The sequence below is a fragment of the Sphingobacteriales bacterium genome (genome assembly GCA_016700115.1).
Classification (GTDB): Bacteria; Bacteroidota; Bacteroidia; order Chitinophagales; family UBA2359; genus UBA2359.
The window spans coordinates 5,323,889-5,341,606 of sequence record CP064999.1 but is presented as its reverse complement, the minus strand read 5'-3'; the positions used below and the strand labels follow the sequence as shown (position 1 = coordinate 5,341,606).

The 17,718-nt window shown below is 40.4% G+C and carries 12 protein-coding genes and 1 riboswitch; of the genes, 2 read left to right on the top strand and 10 right to left on the bottom strand.

Annotation, left to right across the window (positions count from 1 at the left end; genetic code table 11):
- Nucleotides 1–135: 135 nt before the first annotated feature.
- The gene (locus tag IPM47_19200; GenBank protein ID QQS28940.1) at nucleotides 136–2,895 is read right to left on the bottom strand and encodes a tail fiber domain-containing protein; all 2,760 of its coding nucleotides are present in this window, start codon (nucleotides 2,893–2,895) and stop codon (nucleotides 136–138) included.
- Nucleotides 2,896–3,024: 129 nt separating this feature from the next.
- A riboswitch (cobalamin riboswitch) is annotated at nucleotides 3,025–3,169 on the top strand.
- Nucleotides 3,170–3,284: 115 nt separating this feature from the next.
- Between IPM47_19200 and IPM47_19195 the strand changes: the two genes are divergently transcribed.
- Nucleotides 3,285–5,195: a TonB-dependent receptor gene (locus tag IPM47_19195; GenBank protein QQS28939.1), complete on the top strand. Its 1,911-nt coding sequence runs from the start codon at nucleotides 3,285–3,287 to the stop codon at nucleotides 5,193–5,195.
- A gap of 3 nt (nucleotides 5,196–5,198) precedes the next feature.
- Nucleotides 5,199–6,167 (top strand): DUF4465 domain-containing protein, encoded by a 969-nt coding sequence (locus IPM47_19190; protein QQS28938.1) that lies wholly within the window; start codon nucleotides 5,199–5,201, stop codon nucleotides 6,165–6,167.
- 40 nt (nucleotides 6,168–6,207) lie between these two features.
- On the opposite strand, the gene IPM47_19185 is transcribed toward IPM47_19190, so the two are convergent.
- From IPM47_19185 to IPM47_19145, 9 genes are all read right to left on the bottom strand, one after another.
- A complete protein-coding gene (locus tag IPM47_19185) occupies nucleotides 6,208–7,044 on the bottom strand; it encodes an RNA methyltransferase (protein ID QQS28937.1) in 837 nt (278 codons plus the stop codon).
- Complete coding sequence (locus IPM47_19180) at nucleotides 7,041–7,709, bottom strand: class I SAM-dependent methyltransferase (GenBank protein QQS28936.1); 669 nt, start codon at nucleotides 7,707–7,709, stop codon at nucleotides 7,041–7,043. Before IPM47_19180 ends, IPM47_19185 begins: the two co-directional genes overlap by 4 nt.
- 115 nt (nucleotides 7,710–7,824) lie before the next feature.
- Complete coding sequence (locus IPM47_19175; protein QQS28935.1) at nucleotides 7,825–8,916, bottom strand: hypothetical protein; 1,092 nt, start codon at nucleotides 8,914–8,916, stop codon at nucleotides 7,825–7,827.
- A 302-nt stretch (nucleotides 8,917–9,218) separates the two neighbouring features.
- A complete protein-coding gene (locus IPM47_19170) occupies nucleotides 9,219–12,578 on the bottom strand; it encodes a hypothetical protein (protein QQS28934.1) in 3,360 nt (1,119 codons plus the stop codon).
- A 174-nt stretch (nucleotides 12,579–12,752) separates the two neighbouring features.
- Entirely contained in the window at nucleotides 12,753–13,175 is a 423-nt protein-coding gene (locus tag IPM47_19165) for a hypothetical protein (protein QQS28933.1), read from the bottom strand.
- A gap of 46 nt (nucleotides 13,176–13,221) precedes the next feature.
- Complete coding sequence (locus IPM47_19160) at nucleotides 13,222–13,725, bottom strand: hypothetical protein (protein QQS28932.1); 504 nt, start codon at nucleotides 13,723–13,725, stop codon at nucleotides 13,222–13,224.
- A 42-nt stretch (nucleotides 13,726–13,767) separates the two neighbouring features.
- A complete protein-coding gene (locus IPM47_19155; protein ID QQS28931.1) occupies nucleotides 13,768–15,183 on the bottom strand; it encodes a hypothetical protein in 1,416 nt (471 codons plus the stop codon).
- A gap of 89 nt (nucleotides 15,184–15,272) precedes the next feature.
- Nucleotides 15,273–15,794, bottom strand: coding sequence for a hypothetical protein (locus IPM47_19150; GenBank protein ID QQS28930.1), 522 nt, complete (start codon nucleotides 15,792–15,794; stop codon nucleotides 15,273–15,275).
- A 237-nt stretch (nucleotides 15,795–16,031) separates the two neighbouring features.
- Nucleotides 16,032–17,714 carry a S8 family serine peptidase gene (locus tag IPM47_19145; GenBank protein QQS28929.1) on the bottom strand — a complete coding sequence of 561 codons (1,683 nt, stop codon included), beginning with the start codon at nucleotides 17,712–17,714 and terminating at the stop codon, nucleotides 16,032–16,034.
- Between the last annotated feature and the right edge of the window lie 4 nt (nucleotides 17,715–17,718).

Here is a 17,718-nt window from a genome sequence, read left to right as displayed (position 1 = left end):
AGTGTTGTGGTTAAAAAATAAATTTGTTTTGCAAGTTAGCATTTTTATTAGATAACAAGCAAGCTTATCAAATAAATTTATACCACCAGATATTATATGAATTGCTTATTCAGCAAATCAATCAAGCACTTTATTCTATTTTTTCAACAACAAGGATTTGATTTGTTGCAACTCGGCTTTTAATGCATCTACTACTTCAGCCTTTTGTTGGAGTTGTTCAATGGTTTTGCTTTGGGTTTCAATCATTACCTGCTGTTCCTGTACGGCTTTTACCAAGGGCACTACAAACTCGGCATAGCGCAGTCCATACAGGTCGCGTTCATTTTGGGGTTTGTCCACTCCGCTAAACTCAAACCCTACGGCTTGGGCGGCCTGCTCTACTTCCTGAGCAAGAAAGCCGGTATAGGTGATGGATGCTTTTTGTGCCAGTGCCTGTTGGTTTATTAGTTCAGCTTGTTCGTCTTTTTTTTCGCGGGGGGTATATCCGCTATGCAAAAAACGGTCTAACCCCGTGGCATTGATTTGGTAAGTAACGGGGCGAAGTTTAAGTATAAAATCCAGTCCGCTTACATTGGTTTGAACATTGGTTTTGTAGCGTTGATCGGAGTAGGTGGTAAAGCTGACCTGCCCTTTAATTGAAGTAATTGTCGTATTCCCGATATTGACCTGATTGTTGGCGGTGATCGGAGCATTGTAGCCTAAGGCAATGCTGTTGGTAATATTATTTGCAGACAAACCTGCTTCATAACCAATCATGGTGCAGTTTGATACATTGTCGCTGTAATCGCCTGCTGAAAAACCAATTGCAGTATTATTGCCGGAAATCGTATTTTCATACAATGCCCAACGTCCGATAGCTGTATTATAACTACCTGTGGTGTTGGAATAAAGCGCACTACTTCCATTAGCCGTATTTCTACCTCCTGTTGTGTTGGAATAAAGGGAGTTAAATCCAATAGCAGTATTTAGTTCACCTGTCGTGTTGGAATAGAGGGCATGGCCACCCTGGGCAATATTGTTGCTTCCGGTAGTATTGTAATATAGGGTGTTGAATCCAATAGCAGTATTGTAAGACCCTGTTGTGTTGTTTAATAATGCCTTACTGCCTAACGCAGAGTTTTGTATGGCATGGATTGAAAGTGAAACACCTATCCCATTGTTATACAAAGCACTGTCGCCTATAGCTACCAGAAAATTTCTTGAAGTATTATTAAACAAAGTATAAGCACCAATTGCTACATTACCGCTGCCGGTGGTGTTTGAGAAGAGGGCATTAGAACCATTCGCCGTATTTCTAATCCCTGTGTTGTTATAATAGAGCGTATATAATCCAATGGCAGTGTTATTATTACCTGTAGTATTCGAATATAGGGAAGAGTTTCCAATAGCCGTATTGTTGTTTCCGGTAGTGTTGGAATAAATCGCATTATTACCATTTGCTGTATTGTAATCTCCACTGGAATTGGAATATAGCGCATATCTTCCTGTGGCTGTATTGTTAGTTCCGGAGGAGTTGGAGTAGAGAGCGTGTCCTCCTATAGCTGTATTGCTATAGCCATCTGTATTGAAGTAGAGCGAGTTTATACCAATGGCAGTATTGTTATCTCCGATCGTGTTGGAATACAGCGATCTTCTTCCTGTTGCCGTATTACTGTAGCCTGTAGTATTGTTAAACAATGATTTACTTCCAATAGCAGTGTTATCTGTGGCTTGACTAAGAAAGGTAGTCCCGGTGCCGTTTTTATACAAAGCACTGTCGCCTATGGCTACGAGGTTGCTACGGGTGGTATTGGTGTACAAAGCACGGGCACCAATTGCCACATTAGCATTTCCAGTCGTATTGAAGTAGAGGGCATAATTTCCCATAGCCAGGTTGTTGTTGCCGGAGGTGTTTTTGTTGAGGGCATAACTCCCGTTAGCTGTATTATTGCTTCCGGTTGTATTGGAAGATAGGGTATAGCTGCCTTCAGCAGTGTTATTGCCTCCGGTGGTATTATCGTAAAGGGCATAAGTTCCGATAGCCGTATTAGAATATCCATCTGTATTGTAATAGAGTGCATTGCTGCCAATTGCTGTATTTAAGTACCCGACTGTATTTGAATAAAGTGCATAGCTTCCATTCGCCGAATTTCCATCTCCTGTAGTATTGTTAAACAATGCTTTACTTCCTGTCGCAGTGTTTTGTGTGGCATGATAAGAAAGTGAAGCACCTGTCCCGTTTTTATACAAAGCACTATCACCAATAGCTACTAAGTTGCTTCGGGTGGTATTATTATACAAAGCATTTACACCAACCGCTACATTAGAATTCCCTGTAGTGTTTGAAAATAGCGCATTTCTTCCATGAACTGAGTTATTGTTACCGGTGGTATTACTGTTGAGAACATTAGTGCCTGAAACAATATTGCCTGCCCCTGAAAGACTATAATTTGTTAATCCAATGGCAAGGTTGTCGTTATTTGTCCTGACAAGTCTGGTATTTTGGCTGTAAAAAGCATAAGGAACGCTAACCAATTCCTGGGTGCCTGTATTGGTAAAAGGTTGTGCTCCCGGGCCATCGGGATCGAGTTCTACTTGTAAAAATTTAGGCTGTCCGTCTGTCCAGGTGATGCTGGCAAAGGTGCCGGTGTTGGCTGTTCCGGCTCCAATCTGGAGGTTGAATAAACCTAACGAAGTGGTGGTAAGATTATGCGTTTCCTGATACTGCACCGTTCCCGCAGGGGTGGTTTGATGGATAGAAAGTCGGACTGCAATGTTTTGATTAGCTAAAACCAATCCCGAAGAATTACGGGCTACAGCCTGATAGTTGATGAGTTGTGGTGTTTGGGCAACAACAACCAACCAATTTACTCCGCAAAGTAAAACCAGGATACCTAAAAGTTTAAACTTTTTCATAGTATTTAAATTAAATAATAAAAGGAGGTTTGCTTAACAAAAATACCAATTATATAGCAAGAAAATCTTTCTGGGGTATATATTTTTGTAGCATGTATTGCTTTAATAAATTTAATCAGTAGATTTGAGACTTAAATCTTGCTCTAAGGCTAACAGACGTATAATTTCTGTTTGAATAAAGGGGAATCACGTTCAATTCGTGAGCTGTTGCGCAACTGTAAATGGCTGTTTAAAGCCATAAGCCAGATTACCTTCCTTAGCAGTAAGCCATTTGCTTTCGCATTAAAAGCAACTGTCTGAACAAGCAACAAGGAGTGTCGTCTTACGCGGTAACTTAGTCTTTGGAATTGTTTTGGTCACATTGCTTTTAAAAAGAAAAGATGACCAAAATGAGATTAAGTTTTCGTTTAGCAATTATTCTGTTATATTCCCTGTCGGGGCAAGCGATAAAGGTCTATGCTCAATCAACAGGGCAGGACTCATCCTATATTCTTCCCACAACGCACATTACTTCCTCAAAAATTCGTCAGTCGGTAGCAGGCGGTATCAACAAAGAATGGCATATTGCACAACTGGAAAAATTACCTGCCGGTAATCTCGCAGAATTATTAAACACCGAAGCCGGAACATATATTAAGAGTTACGGACAAGGAAGCTTAGCGACCTCTTCGGTTCGGGGCGGAAGCGCAGGACATACGTTGGTACTTTGGAACGGGCTACCCATTCAAAGTCCGATGCTGGGTCTATTGGATTTAGCATTATTGCCGGTAAATGCAGTTGAAACCATCAACTTTAACCCGGGCGGGAATACGGCAATGTGGGGTAGCGGAGCCATCGGTGGAGTCGTCAATATGGATAACGAAGCCGATTTTTCACAAAAAGTAAGCCTAAAAAGCAGTACAGAGTCCGGCAGTTTCGGGCAGTTTCAGCAACAGTTAAAATTAGGTCTGGGCAATCAGAAACTCCAAAGTGTTACTAAGTTTTCCCACCAACAAGCCAAAAACGATTTTTACTACTTTTTAGCCAATGGCATACCTGAACGCAAACAAACTAATGCCCGATTATCTCAACAATTTCTGGGTCAGGATTTATATTGGAAGATGAATGACCGAAACCAGTTGACCTTGCATTTATGGTGGCAACAATCCGACAGGCAAATCCCCCCTACCAATGTTCAAAACCGCAGCGAAGCCCATCAGGATGACTTGACTACCCGCCTGCTTGTGGAATATAAACACATCGGGAACAAAGGGATCTGGAATGTAAAAACGGCTTTTTTTAAGGAGCATCTCAACTATTTTGATGACCAGATATTATTGGAATCCCGAAACCGGTTCCGCACTTTTTTGGCTGAAATAACCGGACAATGGTTCTGGAATAAACATGAAATGTTAGCCGGAATATTTAACGCTCATACCCGTGCCTGGTCGGCAGGTTATAAAGAAACCATTCCCGTAGAATACAAAACTGCATTATTCGGCTCGTGGAAGTATAAGGGGGAAAAATGGCAATCTCAAGTAAGTTTGCGGCAAGAATTGGTGGATGAACAATTGGTGCCCATCGTTCCTGCTTTTAGGGTTGATTGGTATCTAATCCCAATGTTGACTTTAAAAGGGAAAATCAGCCGCAATTATCGTCTCCCCACCCTTAACGACCGCTTTTGGATTCCGGGCGGAAATCCTGATTTGTTGCCCGAATCAGGATGGAGTCAGGAGTTGACTTTATTACACGAATCAAAAAAGAACAACTTTCAATTCGAGGTTTCCCTGACAGCTTTTAACAGAAATATTGACAATTGGATATTATGGAGTTTAAAGCAGGGGCAAACTTTTTGGTCGGCTAATAATATGACCAAAGTTTGGAGCAGGGGACTGGAACCCCGCCTCTCAGTCAGCTACCGGTTCAAAAATTTAACCTTTCAATGGCGGGGAGGCTATGATTATATCCGTTCCACAAACCAGGTGGCATTGAATAACCCACAAATGGCAGTTGGCGACCAATTGATTTATACGCCTGTTCATCAGGCATCTGGTTCTTTTTCAATTGAGTGGAATCAACTCTATTTAGGTTATCAACACCATTTTACAGGCAAAGCCGAAGGCATTAACGACCCATTAAATTCATTTCAAACCGGCAATGTCCGAGGTCAATACACGTATATTTTTAAGCAATACAAAGGAATAATTTATCTGAACATCAACAATATCTGGGATGCTGATTATCTGGTAATCGAGCGCCGCCCGATGCCCGGCATTCATTTTGAAACGGGTATCCACTTTTTTTTCACACAAAACAAATAATTGATGAAACTCTCATTTACGTGTCTTTTGATGCTTTTTATTGGCTTTTTAAACGCACAGACTGTAGCGGATTTTGAAGAATATAATCTGCTGCCCGAATCTTTTCTAAATGGCGAGGATGGCAGTGGAGGGTTTTCAAGCGGCGATATTTTTCTGCCTAACAATTATACTCAGGAATGGATGACTTGGTCGGGCTGGGCAATATCTAATACTACAGATATAACCACGCCGGGTTTTTTAAACCAATACAGCGCTATTGCCGGAGGTGGATTCGACGGCTCTGCGCATTATGCAGTAACTTATGCCTATGGAAATAATAACATCATTCTACAGGGAGATGCAGCAGGTCAACCTGTTTCGGGGCTGTATATCACCAATAGCACGTATGCTTATTTAAGCATGTTGGATGGTGATGCTATTTCCAAAAAATTTGGAGGAATTACCGGTAATGATCCGGACTATTTTCTTCTTACTATTAAAGCCTATTTTAATGGTAACCTGTCTTCAGATAGTGTAAACTTTTACCTTGCAGATTATCGCTATTCAAATAATAGTCAGGATTATATCATAGATGAATGGACTTGGGTCGGGTTGTCATCTTTGGGAGCGGTAGATAGTTTAACTTTTACATTGACATCAAGCGATGTCGGGCAGTTTGGCATCAATACTCCAACCTACTTTTGCATTGACAATATTATTTCAACTAATCCTAACACCGCCACTTCCACATTAAGCACTCCCGGGTTGTTTGAAATTTGTCCTAATCCTACCACAGAGTTAATACAAATCTCTCATTCGGAAAATGAAATTCTGGATTGCTTGATATTTGACTTCAAAGGAAACCTGATGCACCGCCAAAAGATGAAACAAGGTGGTGGACTTGTTTGTATGCAATCACTTCCATCCGGAAATTATGTCGTCAGGCTGCAAGGAAAGCTGTTTCTTTCTTCACAAGTTGTGGTAAAACACTAATCAGGTCAACTTAAAGTTATTTGCAATCCTGTATATTTTCCTAATGGCCAAAAGATAACAGACGGCTTGAAATTTTTTTCATTTCGACCCTCTGCCTGATGGCTTCATAGATAAAGACAGCAGCCGAAACAGAAACATTGAGGGAGTTTACATGTCCATACATTGGGATAATGGCATGATGGTCGGAGGTTTCCAGCCATTCTTTTGAAAGTCCTTCAGCCTCCGAACCGAAGGCAATGGCGCAAGGCATATCTAACCTTTGTTCATGATATGGTTTGGCTGAGGGCGTAATGGCTGCGGCAATTATGGGCAAGCTATTGGTACGGAAAAACGAAATGGCTTCATCGGTCGTACAAACAGCAACAGGACAGGTAAAAACAGCACCTAAACTTGAGCGAATGACATTGGGGTTAAATACATCAGTTTGGGGATGACAAAGCACTAAAGCATCAACACCTGCTGCGTCAGCAGTTCGGAGTATTGCACCAAGATTACCGGGTTTTTCAACGGCTTCTACAACTACCATCAATGGATTTGCGCTTAAAGTCAGGTTTTGCAGCAAAAGAGGGCGGCTATGACAAAGCGCTATGGCATTGGGCACATATTTGCGATAGGCTATTTTTTCAAAAACGTCCTTAGTTACTTCAACAAATTCTAAATTTTTTGACTGAGACAGAATTTGCCGAAGGTGTTCATGTCCGGTATATTCCGGGCAGTAAATCAAGGTTTGAATAAAATAGTTTGCTTGTTGTGCCAGATTAATTTCGCGAAGCCCCTCAACTGCAAAAAGTCCGGTTTTATCTCGCTCACGGGCAGTTTCGAGCGAAAGTACTTGTTTGATTAAGGGGTTTGACAGGCTGGTAATTTGTTTAATCATAGCGAATGTCCGGTTTTTTGTGCTACAATAACCCAATAATTAAAGATAAGTGATTGCTTGAGGCAGTGGGTTTTGAGAATGGTAAATGGATATTGTCCGATCATTTGTAAATATCCGCTCAAATTATGTTGATGCGGATGAAGAACATCGCCGGGAAACAAACGAAACAAATATTTGAGAAAATTATACCGGTGGGCATCTATACTTAATACCAAATAACCGCCAGTCTTAACCGAATCTGCAAGCCTGTACATTGCCTTTTGAATATCGGCAACATGGTTGATTGCGTTGAGACAAAACACAATGTCATATTCGTTTTTTGCTTGGAGTTGTTCTATTGGAATTGAAAAGAAAGAAACCTGTGGATAATTTAAGGGGTTAAAGTGCGCAATTCCGTGCTGATATTTATCTAATAATGGGTCAATGGCAGTAACCTGATGGTTTGCAAGTATGGTAAAGATACCTGCAGGTCCGCAACCGGCATCCAGAATGTTTGAGTAATTATGAATAGGGAGGACATCCGAAATACAGTTGAGAAAATTTTTCCAGTATTCTCGTTTCCAATTCAGATAATCAGATTCAGGTTTGTCGGACAGGTATTTTTTCCACCATAAGAGTTCGAGAAACTGAGCGAGCCGCCATTTAACAGGGTAGGGGTTGTTCATTATCCTGATTTCCAAATTATAGTAACCGACAACCAAAGGCATCAAAATTTTTCAAAACAACAGATGTCTTTTGTTTTGAAAAAACATCCCGGTGTTTTTAACTAACCCAACTCAATTATTGAGAAGCGCTGCTGTTGCGAAGATATTCTATATAGGCTTTGCGCAATTCTGCTTCATCTGCAGGTTTAATATAGTTCTCCCCCATTTTTGCCAGAATCACGATACCTTCTGCAATTGACCGGCTTTTGAAAAAATAATTATTGGTATTGACTAATCTTTGGACAACGGCGTATTCTGCGCCCTGATGAATCCATTTTTTGCCGTAAAAATATTTATTAGAAATAGCATATACTCCACCGATCAGGGTTTCACCATTGATAATTATATCCTTTATATTGCTGCTGCTCAATAATCTGAAATCAATACCATCGTGGAAATGCACATAAGCAGAAGTGGATTCAATGTATTCATTTCTCAGGTCTAAGGGTTGTAAATACCCTTTGCCGGATATTAATTGGCGGTTTTTCATTACAATGGTCATTTCGTCCCATTTAAGGGCGCGCATCGGGTCTGGATCGTTATACAAGTCCACCAAATAAACGATAACTCTAAAATCCTGTGTTTCGTACCGGTTGGTGTTTTTGGCGGACTCCATAAAATAGGGTCTGTCGGCCATTAGGGTTTCCATATCCGATAATTTGCGGACTAATTTATATCCTAACTCCTTTTTTCCGGCTATAAAAATATAATCCGTCAGATATTCATACTTTTCATTGACCACTCTTGAATTGTCGTATAGTTCAATATTACCCGTTCTGACCTTTCGGTATAAGTCGCGATATTTGTCAATCCAAATAAACTCAGTGGAATCAACTCTGGAGGTAATGCCTTTTTCTGCACCTTCCAAAGTTAACTTTTCGAGCATGGATAAAGCAACCGTTTTCTTGGTTTTAGTGCCGTTTTCGACAAAGGTAAAAAGAGGCACTTCAACAGAACCGGGCTGAGTATATTTAAATTTACCGTGAATGATAAGTCCGCTTTTGAGTATGGCGGTGCCCTGATGATATTGGTATTTTATTTTTGCAGGTTTTACCGTCTTATTTTTGGGTTTCACAACACCTGATACCCCGACATCCGGTACAGGTTGCGCATAACTTAAAACCGGAATTAGTAAAATCAAACAGAGGTAATATAAAATGGAACGCATGGTTCGGAATGTTTTTAAATCAAATCAACGATAACAGCCTGCAAAGTTATTGTTTTTATGCCGTATAATTTGGTTTTTTAAGCCATTTCCCTTGCTGAAAGGACTCAAATCTCGATAATGGCAATAGAAGGAATTGCAAATCTTCGTTGATTTTGGTTCTGATAAGTATGAAATTGTCAAACGACAGTTGTTTGTTTCAAGACAATTTTACTTCCATTCACAAATTGGGGATAAGAAAAAATCCCCTGTAAAACTATAATATGGTTTACAGGGGATTTAAAAAACAGAGTGTTAACAGAATATTAAGCCTTCTTGGCCTGTTCGATTACATTTTCCCATCGTTTAAATTGTATGCCTAATTTATCGGCTTTTTGATAAGTGTCTGATTCTGTAATCAACAATTCAATGAAATTATTTCTCGCTTCTTTCGCCATAGCTTCTCTGTATGAGCCATATACTTCAAGAAAATACCGGTTTATTTCGTCTAATAAAATTTTGAGCAGTTTTTCCCCCTGAATATTCAGATTAGCATCCCCAGGGTTTCCGTCCGGATACCTCAAAATCAAATCGAGGATATTAATGGCTTTTTCGCTTGAAGCGGCAGCATAGTAAATATTTCTTGATTTCTTATAGAAAGTATGCTGTTCGATTTTATCTAAAAATTCTGTTCGGTCAGATTGCATTTGTTCTTTGCTGCGGGACAGGGTTTTGTCAACAATAATCGGGTTATGCAACAAAGCATTACGAAGTGAATGAACATAGCGGTCGGTTGGTGTTTCTCCGATATTGATCATTCTGTTGCCGCCTATATCTGAAAACAACCAGGTAATTTTACCATATTGGTTGATATTTTGAAGATAACCCATCGCCAATCCCCGGATTAAAGTCAGATTAATTTTGTTTTCATCTTCAACTATCTGGCTTTGTCCGATTGGAGAAAGGTATGCCAGTAAATGCCATCTTTTGTCCAAATGAGGAGTTACCGTATTTCCTTGTTGAGTAAGTCTGTTTATTCTCGACTTATAGGCTTTATCATATTCACCGGGTTGTGCACCTTTGTCATCCCCATAATAAAACTTGGGAAACTGCTCAATAATCAACCCGTAAACCGTTCGGTTTCTGATAATTTCATAAGGTGAAAAGGCTTCATCATTCACTAAATCTGTGCCGACAAAAACATCTGCTTTAGCCCCATCGGATAGTTCTTTAATAGAGTCAGGATGTGCTCCCCAGGCATTAATTTCAGTAGAACCGGTACCGGAAGGCACAAAGGGCCGGGCAAGGTTATTTAAAATACTGATACGGTCTTTGATGTACCGGTCTATTTGATCGTCCGGAGTTGCTTGTAACTGTGCTTCTTTTCTCAAAGCTTTAATGCAGTTTAGATTGAGACTGTCTTCTTTGAGCAATTGATTTTTACACCAGATCACCACATCAGTACGGTACATTTCTTCAACCTTTTCGACACTGATTTCACTGATATAATCACCTCGCCGGGTTTTTCCAAATCGGTTATATTGACCTTTATAGATTTCGGCGGCGATTTCAGATGGAAGTTCATCAGCACTGACTCGCATTCGCAGATTTTCCCAGAACAGTTCTTTGTATTTCTGAGTAGCCAAAACGAATTTGACAGTCGGGTCGCTTGAGTTTTCGTGTTTCGTTGCCAATAGGTTTAGTTCATTAGTCAGGCTGGTTCTGGTATCGCGCAGGTTTCTGAAATATTTTTCCCAATCTGCCTCCATTTCCTGAATAGCTTTTTGCAATTCTTTCAACACTAATTCAGTGAGCCGCACTTTGCAAAAATGATTGAGGTTGTTCAGTTGCTTTAAGGATTTATCAACATATTCATTGATAAATTCTTTAAACTGATTGTTGAATACTTTGCCTAAAACTGACTGCTTCATGGCTTTTACAATGCGGTCATCGGCAGTTTCAACATATTCGTCCGTTTCGTCAACATCGTAGATTCTTTTATAATTATCAACAACTTTATCCAAACGGTCATTCACCGGAGTCATTTCCTGTAGTTGTTGGTTCAACAGATAGTCTAAATGGTATAATAAGTGTCGAACTGCAACCGGATGGAGTGGGTCAGTTTGTTTGAGCATCCAGGTATTGAGTTTATATTCATCTCCGCTAACTCGTTGTGGATGATCATAGTCCTGAAGTGTAATTTCGTTGACCAACTGGTTTTTTGTATTATGTACAAATTTCCTGATCTCCTGTTCGTAAAAAGAGAGTGCCTGTTCGAAACCGTTGACTTCGTTTCTGGCGGTGATTTTATCTTTTAAGCGATTTTCATCCAAAACGCATTGCCCCTTGATTTCTTTCAACTTGTCGTTGGAATTGATGGTGGTATCAATTCTTTTCAAGACTGCTTCCAAAAACAACTCTGCTTTAGGACGGCCGATTTCGTTGAATTTATCAATCAGGTGTAAGGAGCGAAAAACCAATTTATAAAAAGGACGTGGGTTATCCTGTTCGGCTAAGGATTTCAAGATTTCTCGGTAACGGTCGCGCAACAGAGGTTTTGGTCTTGAAATTCCGTTTTTGAGGTCTAATTCATATTGCCTGAAGTCGGCATCAAATTGTTCGTCTATTTTGAGCCATTCATTAGATAGGCTGTCCGTGCTCCATCGGAGGGCGCAGTAATAAACAATGTCTTCATAAGGATATTGGAGTGATGAAACGCCGGCTCCGCAATACCGGTTCATTCCCCCTTTTTCAATAACAGAAAGTATCTGATTGTCTTGTTTTGAAAAGCGGTCATTGCTCATAGGGCTGAACAAATCGAGGTAGGTGGACCTTGCAACTTGGTTCAGATAATTTCCAAGATATTTGAGGTTATTTTTCTCTGTATTTTCAAAATCAAACATAAACCCAAAATTATAGGGCAGGTTTCGGGAGGTTATCACATGAGCCAGCCTACCTTCGGAGTCAACCTGATTGGGTTTATATTCCAACTCAATAGCAACGTGTTGTTCGTTGTTTTGTCCGCTTGCATTGCGAGTGATGGCATTTAGTTCTTTTATAGATGCGTACGCATTGGCGCGAATGTTTTCGATTTCATCCCCTTTAATCACATTGGACAACACAAAAACATCGGGCAGAATAAAGGCCCCTCGTATCAGTACGTTTCTGCGTTGAAAATCTATTTCCAACACATCTCTCATGTACATGGCTGTTTGAAGGAAAATGCCAGAACCGGTTCCTCCGACCAACGAGGTAACAATCATAACACGGGCGCTGCTCGAAGCATCAGAGCCTGTTTCACGAAAAATATGGTTAATACTGTTGTGAAGGTTATGCAGTTTATTGTGTCCCATCGCAGCTCTGTAAGCCAGCCGAGAAACGGCACGTATCTGACCGGCTCCGTCAGTAAGGGCTTTTCTGAGAATTTCGCTTTGTTCAAAAGGGAACCAATCTTTAACCGTTTCATCGGTCATTCGCAGGTATTCTTCAACTGTCCAGTTGGTGCTTGTTTGCGTGATATTTTCTTTGTTCAGATGTTTTAGTTTGGCTATATCGTTCACGTTTGTATCAAAAGCATGGACAGCAACAAAATTTCTGCGGTGTGGAGGTATCCAATTGTAAACCTGATCTACAATCTGACAGCCTATCCCTCCTAAGCCGATGAGAATGGTTGGGACGTTACTCATAATAAATGGATTGTTTAATCTTGATATTGATGAACTTAACTATTAGTTGCAATTGATGATAAAGAAGATTTACTCTTAATCAGTAGATATTTGATTAACAGTTAAACGCAAATATAAGGGGTTTTTTGAAAGAACCCATTGAATGATAATTTTTTACTGACTTTAGTTTTTATTTTACCGGTAAACGGTTATAACAGGGGTGTTAATGGTATTACTGATATTGCCCGCACGGTCGGTAATATATACTTCAAACCATACTTGTTCGGTGTCGGTATTGCCAAGTATGAAGAGATTTTTGAGGGGGATACTGAGTTGTCCTTTCACATAAACCTGTGCATCCAAAGGCGCAACGGGAGGCAAATGGTAACCATCCGGTTGTTGGAGGCGGCTGTCTTTAACAAAAACTACAGGCACATCCGGATCAGGCTGACCTATATCGGCATTGCCGTCTTCATAAGCTATGACAATTTCGACGGTTTCTGTGTATTCCTCTACCTGTTCGGGATTTATTTCGACAAAGCTAATCACAGGTGTGAGACTAATATTGATTTCTTCCTCACCACAGCCATAGGTTGTCAAAACTTGTACTGTTAACATCAATACAAGGAGCAGGTATGAAGACAGGTTATATTTACCGTTTTTATTATGGTGTAACATTAGGTGCGCCAATTAGAATCCATGTACGAATTTTTTGAAGATATAGCTCGCGGTTTTCATCCCAATCAGAATCATTGGCATTTGGAGGCATCATTCCGGTTGTGTTAGGGAGAATTTGAGTTAACCGGAAATATAACATTGAGCTGTCCGGTTTGAAAGGAACGACACGTATGGTAGCATTGGTTGCAGATAAGTCTGTCTTAATTGCCGGTTGATTTACTAAGGTGTGATAAGTGCTGTTAATAGTTCGGTAGTCCGGTTCAAAGGTTCCATCATGGCATCCCGAATTTGCACAAGTAGGAAAGAAGACCTTGGCATGTAGCCATGCAAGGGAAGAATCGGGCAACACTACAGTAGTAACTACCTGATTAGTGTCGGGAGGAGCTAAATTGTCAAACGGATTATTTTCAGGTTCTTCTGCATCTTTATCACAGGAAGCAATAACACCTAAAAGCAGGCAACACAATAGTAAACTGTAGAAAGGTTTCATAGACAAATCCCTAAAAATCAATTGGAAAAGTATTTGGAAAATTTACCCGATTAGGTCAAAAAGACTTTGGTAGTCGGCAAAGCCTTCATTAATGACAGATTGCTTGATACCCAGAATTTCGGCAATTGTCAATGGAATCTGAGTATTGCGGGCTGCCGGAATGGGTATATTGCCATTCATGCCGGGGCTTTGAACGAGCAGGTTTTGCGGAACATTAGGCCCAGACAGGGTTATCCATGTTCTGGCAGCGTTCCAGTCCGAATGGTCATAGGCGTACCAGTCATTGTTATCCTTTAAAACATTAGGCTGCTCATTGCGACCACATTCGGGTGCTACAATCATGATGGTATTACCTCCTAACTTGGGGTGATTTTTGATAAAGTTCCACAAATAACCGACTGCATAGTCCTGCCGGTGAAGTGCCTGCAGATAGGAGGTAAAATTGCTATGGCAAGAATCTGCCCCATCTAAATTAAGTGCGAGAATTGTAGGTTCGAAATAATCTAAAATCTCGGTAGCATAGACCAAAGCACTGACATCGCGGTTAATAACGGGTATGTTTTCAGGATTACCTATTTGTCCCGGATTTTCGGGAACATATTGCATGATGGTTTCGAAATCGGCTTCAAACATCTTTTTCATAAATTGTTTGATGTCGTACTTTTCTTCCGGGGTATTGCCCAAACTCTCTAATACGCCTCCGGTTGTAATAAAACTGTTGTTAAGAAAATCGCGCATTTCATACATCCTTCCAAAGTCTTCCGTAGGGTGGTAGTTTTTAGCAGCAGCCAAAAATCTGCGGCCATGCTCGCCAAAAGTGGTGGTCGGGGCAAAAAAATTAGCTCCGAATTTAGCGCCATATTTTGCTTCTAATCCATAATTGAGTAAAGGAACGGAATTTCCGATAGTGTTTCCCACAAACCAAACTTTAGTGGCTTTGCCGTCTGTTTCAGGATTCATAAACCGGCGTACATATTCAAAAATAGTTGGGGTAAGCGGTTTCATTTTCAATCCCTGTTGAGCCAACAGGTTGCCGGTCAACATTTGACTAAGACCAATATAATGGCTTGCGCTTCCGGCGGTTGCTTCTTCAAAAACAGTTCCTGCAGATTGAATAGACTGACTAAGTATGGGTGCTATGGGAGTTTGACCGTTTGCTCCTGTTCCATAAACTATCTTATCAATAGGAGCTTGTCCGTTAAACAGGTTAGGCATTATGTTTCCTGTTAAATCAACTAAATCGGGGTCGAAAGTATAAGGATATTGTGCTTCAAACAAATATTTTTTACCTATCGACTCCTGATGTCTGATCCCACCTGCACACATTACCAACACAACATGCTTGGCTAACTGACTGCCTGTTTGGGCAAACATGCGTCCGGTTGGCAGAATATAGGGGGCAGCAATACTTCCGGCAGCAGCTAAAGCAGCGGTTTTAATAAACTGTCTTCTTTTCATGAGGAGTCAATTTTTTTATGGACTTAAAAGTGCAACATGTTAATTCAAAAATCAATTCTGATAGTGGATAAAACCAAAATGCTTATACGTTAATAATATTGATATTCATTTGAAATAGCAAAGGAAAAGAACACCATTTCTGGGGTGATATTAGTATAGGCATTCAGGTATTGTGTCCACCATTCTAATTCTGCTTCAGTGGGATAGCGCAAATAAAAGCGGTTATAGGTATCTGTAATAAAGGCATTCATGTTACTTCGCATTTCCGAATCAGTAGGTTTAACTACCTGATAACCCTTTTGAAAAGCGTAGGAATCGGGATGGTTGTCATTCATAAAATTGCTCAGTATTTGTTCCTGCGCTACTTCTTTATCTCCGATGGACTGATATACCTGAGATAAACGGTACATATCATTGCTCGACATCGGAATATTGAAAAGGTTGACGTGTAATATGGCAATATATTGTTCCGGAGTTTTGAGTTTGCCTTTTTGAGCGCCGAGATTGGTTGCAGATAATTCTTCAACCTCATACCTGTAAATGTAATCTTTGGTACAGGAAGACGTTAACAGTATAAAGCAGCCAAACAGGAAGGAAAGTAGCGGTTTCATAGAATCGGGTTAACGCAAATTGAAGGATAATTGCAGGTGTTGGTAAAGGTTGAAATTACTTCACGAAATTACCAATACTACAAAGTTAGCAGGCTTTTGTAAAATGTAGCTCATTGAATCGAACTTTTCGTAAAAATGCAAAAAGCAGGCAAATTTTGATGTGCCTGCTTTTTGCATTTTAACCGTTTGATTCTTGTTATTTTAAAACCCTACCTGATTAGACTATATATCGAATGATTAATGATTAGTACGGATAGCTTTCAACACGCTGTGTTTATCTTTGTTTTTTACATGCAAAAGGTAAGTTCCTTTTGGCAGTTCGCTCCAGTCATCAAAACGGATTCGATAGGGCAAATCTGAACGAACTTCTATTTTGTATGATGAGATAAGTTGTCCACTTAGATTAAAAAGTTCCAATTGAATTACTTCGTTAGTCGTAGAATAATAGAATAAGTTCGTAACATTATCGAAAGGATTGGGGTAAAGCATAGGTGATGAGTCAGGAGGCATTTGTAATACCGGATCGTTAGAAACCATTAATATGGCAGTATAGAAATTCGGCAAACCATAGCCCATCAATGAATCAGGAGATTCGGCCTGACTTGCACTCTGTTGAATTGCTTCAATAATTTCCATATTAGTTTTACTTCGGTTGGATTGCCACAGACAGGCAGCTAAACCCGCAATGATAGGTGAAGAATAAGATGTGCCATTTCCTTTTTCGACTATTCCTGCAGGATTGACATAAGCTGTTTTAGTACCCTGAGCAGAAACATTGGGTTTAATTTGCCCGTCAGAACTTGGACCTTTAGAACTAAACCCTGAGTATTGACCTAAAGAATCTACAGCACCTATGGTCAACACACTATCAGCATCTGCCGGTGCTGTAATATATTGCCAGGGTTTATTGCCCTGATTTCCCGCACTGCAAACTACCAACATGCCTTTTGAGGCTGCTATATCTGCTCCTTTTGAAATAACCGCAGTATTGCCATCCATTTGTTCGTAAGAATAGTTCATGGCAGGGTCGTCAAATATGCTGTAACCCAACGAAGTATTCAATACATCAACCCCCACACTGTCTGCAAATTCTGCAGCAGCCACCCAGTTATATTCCTCAATAGAGGTTTCTGTTGGTGCATCTTCGGTACGAAATAGCCAAAACGAGGCTTCAGGGGCAGCTCCGACATAAGTGCCGGGCAGGTTTCCACCGGAAATTGAGAAAACATGGGTTCCATGAGAGCTGTAATTGAATACACTATCGCCCCCCGCAACAAAGTCTTTATGTCCTAAAATTCTGCCGTTTTGAAAATGCGATTCAAACACTTCCATTTGATTTGCATTGGTAAATCCTGCATCCATGATTCCAATCACCATACCTTCACCTTTATAGCCCTGGGTATGTAAATAATCACCGTTCAACATGTGCAACTGGTGAAAAGCTTCTCCATAATATTCATCGCTGCCCGTGATTTGCTCGGTTTCGTTTTTACCCGCCGTAAAACTATTGTTGTATTTGGGAGTGATTTTTGCTCCTTTAGGCATAGTCCTGGCAACTCCTCTCGAATTAATGACAAAAGGCAAAGCCTGAACTGAAAGCAGGGTGGCAGAATCAGGAACGGTAATTACAACACCATTCATCCATTTTGAAGAGTAAAGAACAGTTGCCCCAAGGTCTTTTACTTGCTGAACATAAACCGGATCAACAGGCAGGTCGTTGGCGACCACAGGAATACTGTACATCGTGCGTCGCTCAATGGCTTTTGCAGAAAGAAAAGTTTCAGGCTGACTAATCGAAAAAGGAGTTGAAGATTTATCACTAAAACCAATCCAGAATTTAGTGTATGGCATTTGAGCTTTAACAGATGAAAAACCACTAACAGCAAACACTATCAAAAAGGACATCAATTGTAATCGCATGACG

What these genes read in the sequence shown, in the direction of transcription:
- IPM47_19145 (QQS28929.1), bottom strand. Translation starts at nt 17,714, where the DNA reads ATGCGATTACAATTGATGTCCTTTTTGATAGTGTTTGCTGTTAGTGGT.
- IPM47_19150 (QQS28930.1), bottom strand. Translation starts at nt 15,794, where the DNA reads ATGAAACCGCTACTTTCCTTCCTGTTTGGCTGCTTTATACTGTTAACG.
- IPM47_19165 (QQS28933.1), bottom strand. Translation starts at nt 13,175, where the DNA reads ATGTTAACAGTACAAGTTTTGACAACCTATGGCTGTGGTGAGGAAGAA.
- IPM47_19190 (QQS28938.1), top strand. Translation starts at nt 5,199, where the DNA reads ATGAAACTCTCATTTACGTGTCTTTTGATGCTTTTTATTGGCTTTTTA.
- IPM47_19185 (QQS28937.1), bottom strand. Translation starts at nt 7,044, where the DNA reads ATGATTAAACAAATTACCAGCCTGTCAAACCCCTTAATCAAACAAGTA.
- IPM47_19195 (QQS28939.1), top strand. Translation starts at nt 3,285, where the DNA reads ATGAGATTAAGTTTTCGTTTAGCAATTATTCTGTTATATTCCCTGTCG.
- IPM47_19175 (QQS28935.1), bottom strand. Translation starts at nt 8,916, where the DNA reads ATGCGTTCCATTTTATATTACCTCTGTTTGATTTTACTAATTCCGGTT.
- IPM47_19160 (QQS28932.1), bottom strand. Translation starts at nt 13,725, where the DNA reads ATGAAACCTTTCTACAGTTTACTATTGTGTTGCCTGCTTTTAGGTGTT.
- IPM47_19155 (QQS28931.1), bottom strand. Translation starts at nt 15,183, where the DNA reads ATGAAAAGAAGACAGTTTATTAAAACCGCTGCTTTAGCTGCTGCCGGA.
- IPM47_19200 (QQS28940.1), bottom strand. Translation starts at nt 2,895, where the DNA reads ATGAAAAAGTTTAAACTTTTAGGTATCCTGGTTTTACTTTGCGGAGTA.
- IPM47_19170 (QQS28934.1), bottom strand. Translation starts at nt 12,578, where the DNA reads ATGAGTAACGTCCCAACCATTCTCATCGGCTTAGGAGGGATAGGCTGT.
- IPM47_19180 (QQS28936.1), bottom strand. Translation starts at nt 7,709, where the DNA reads ATGAACAACCCCTACCCTGTTAAATGGCGGCTCGCTCAGTTTCTCGAA.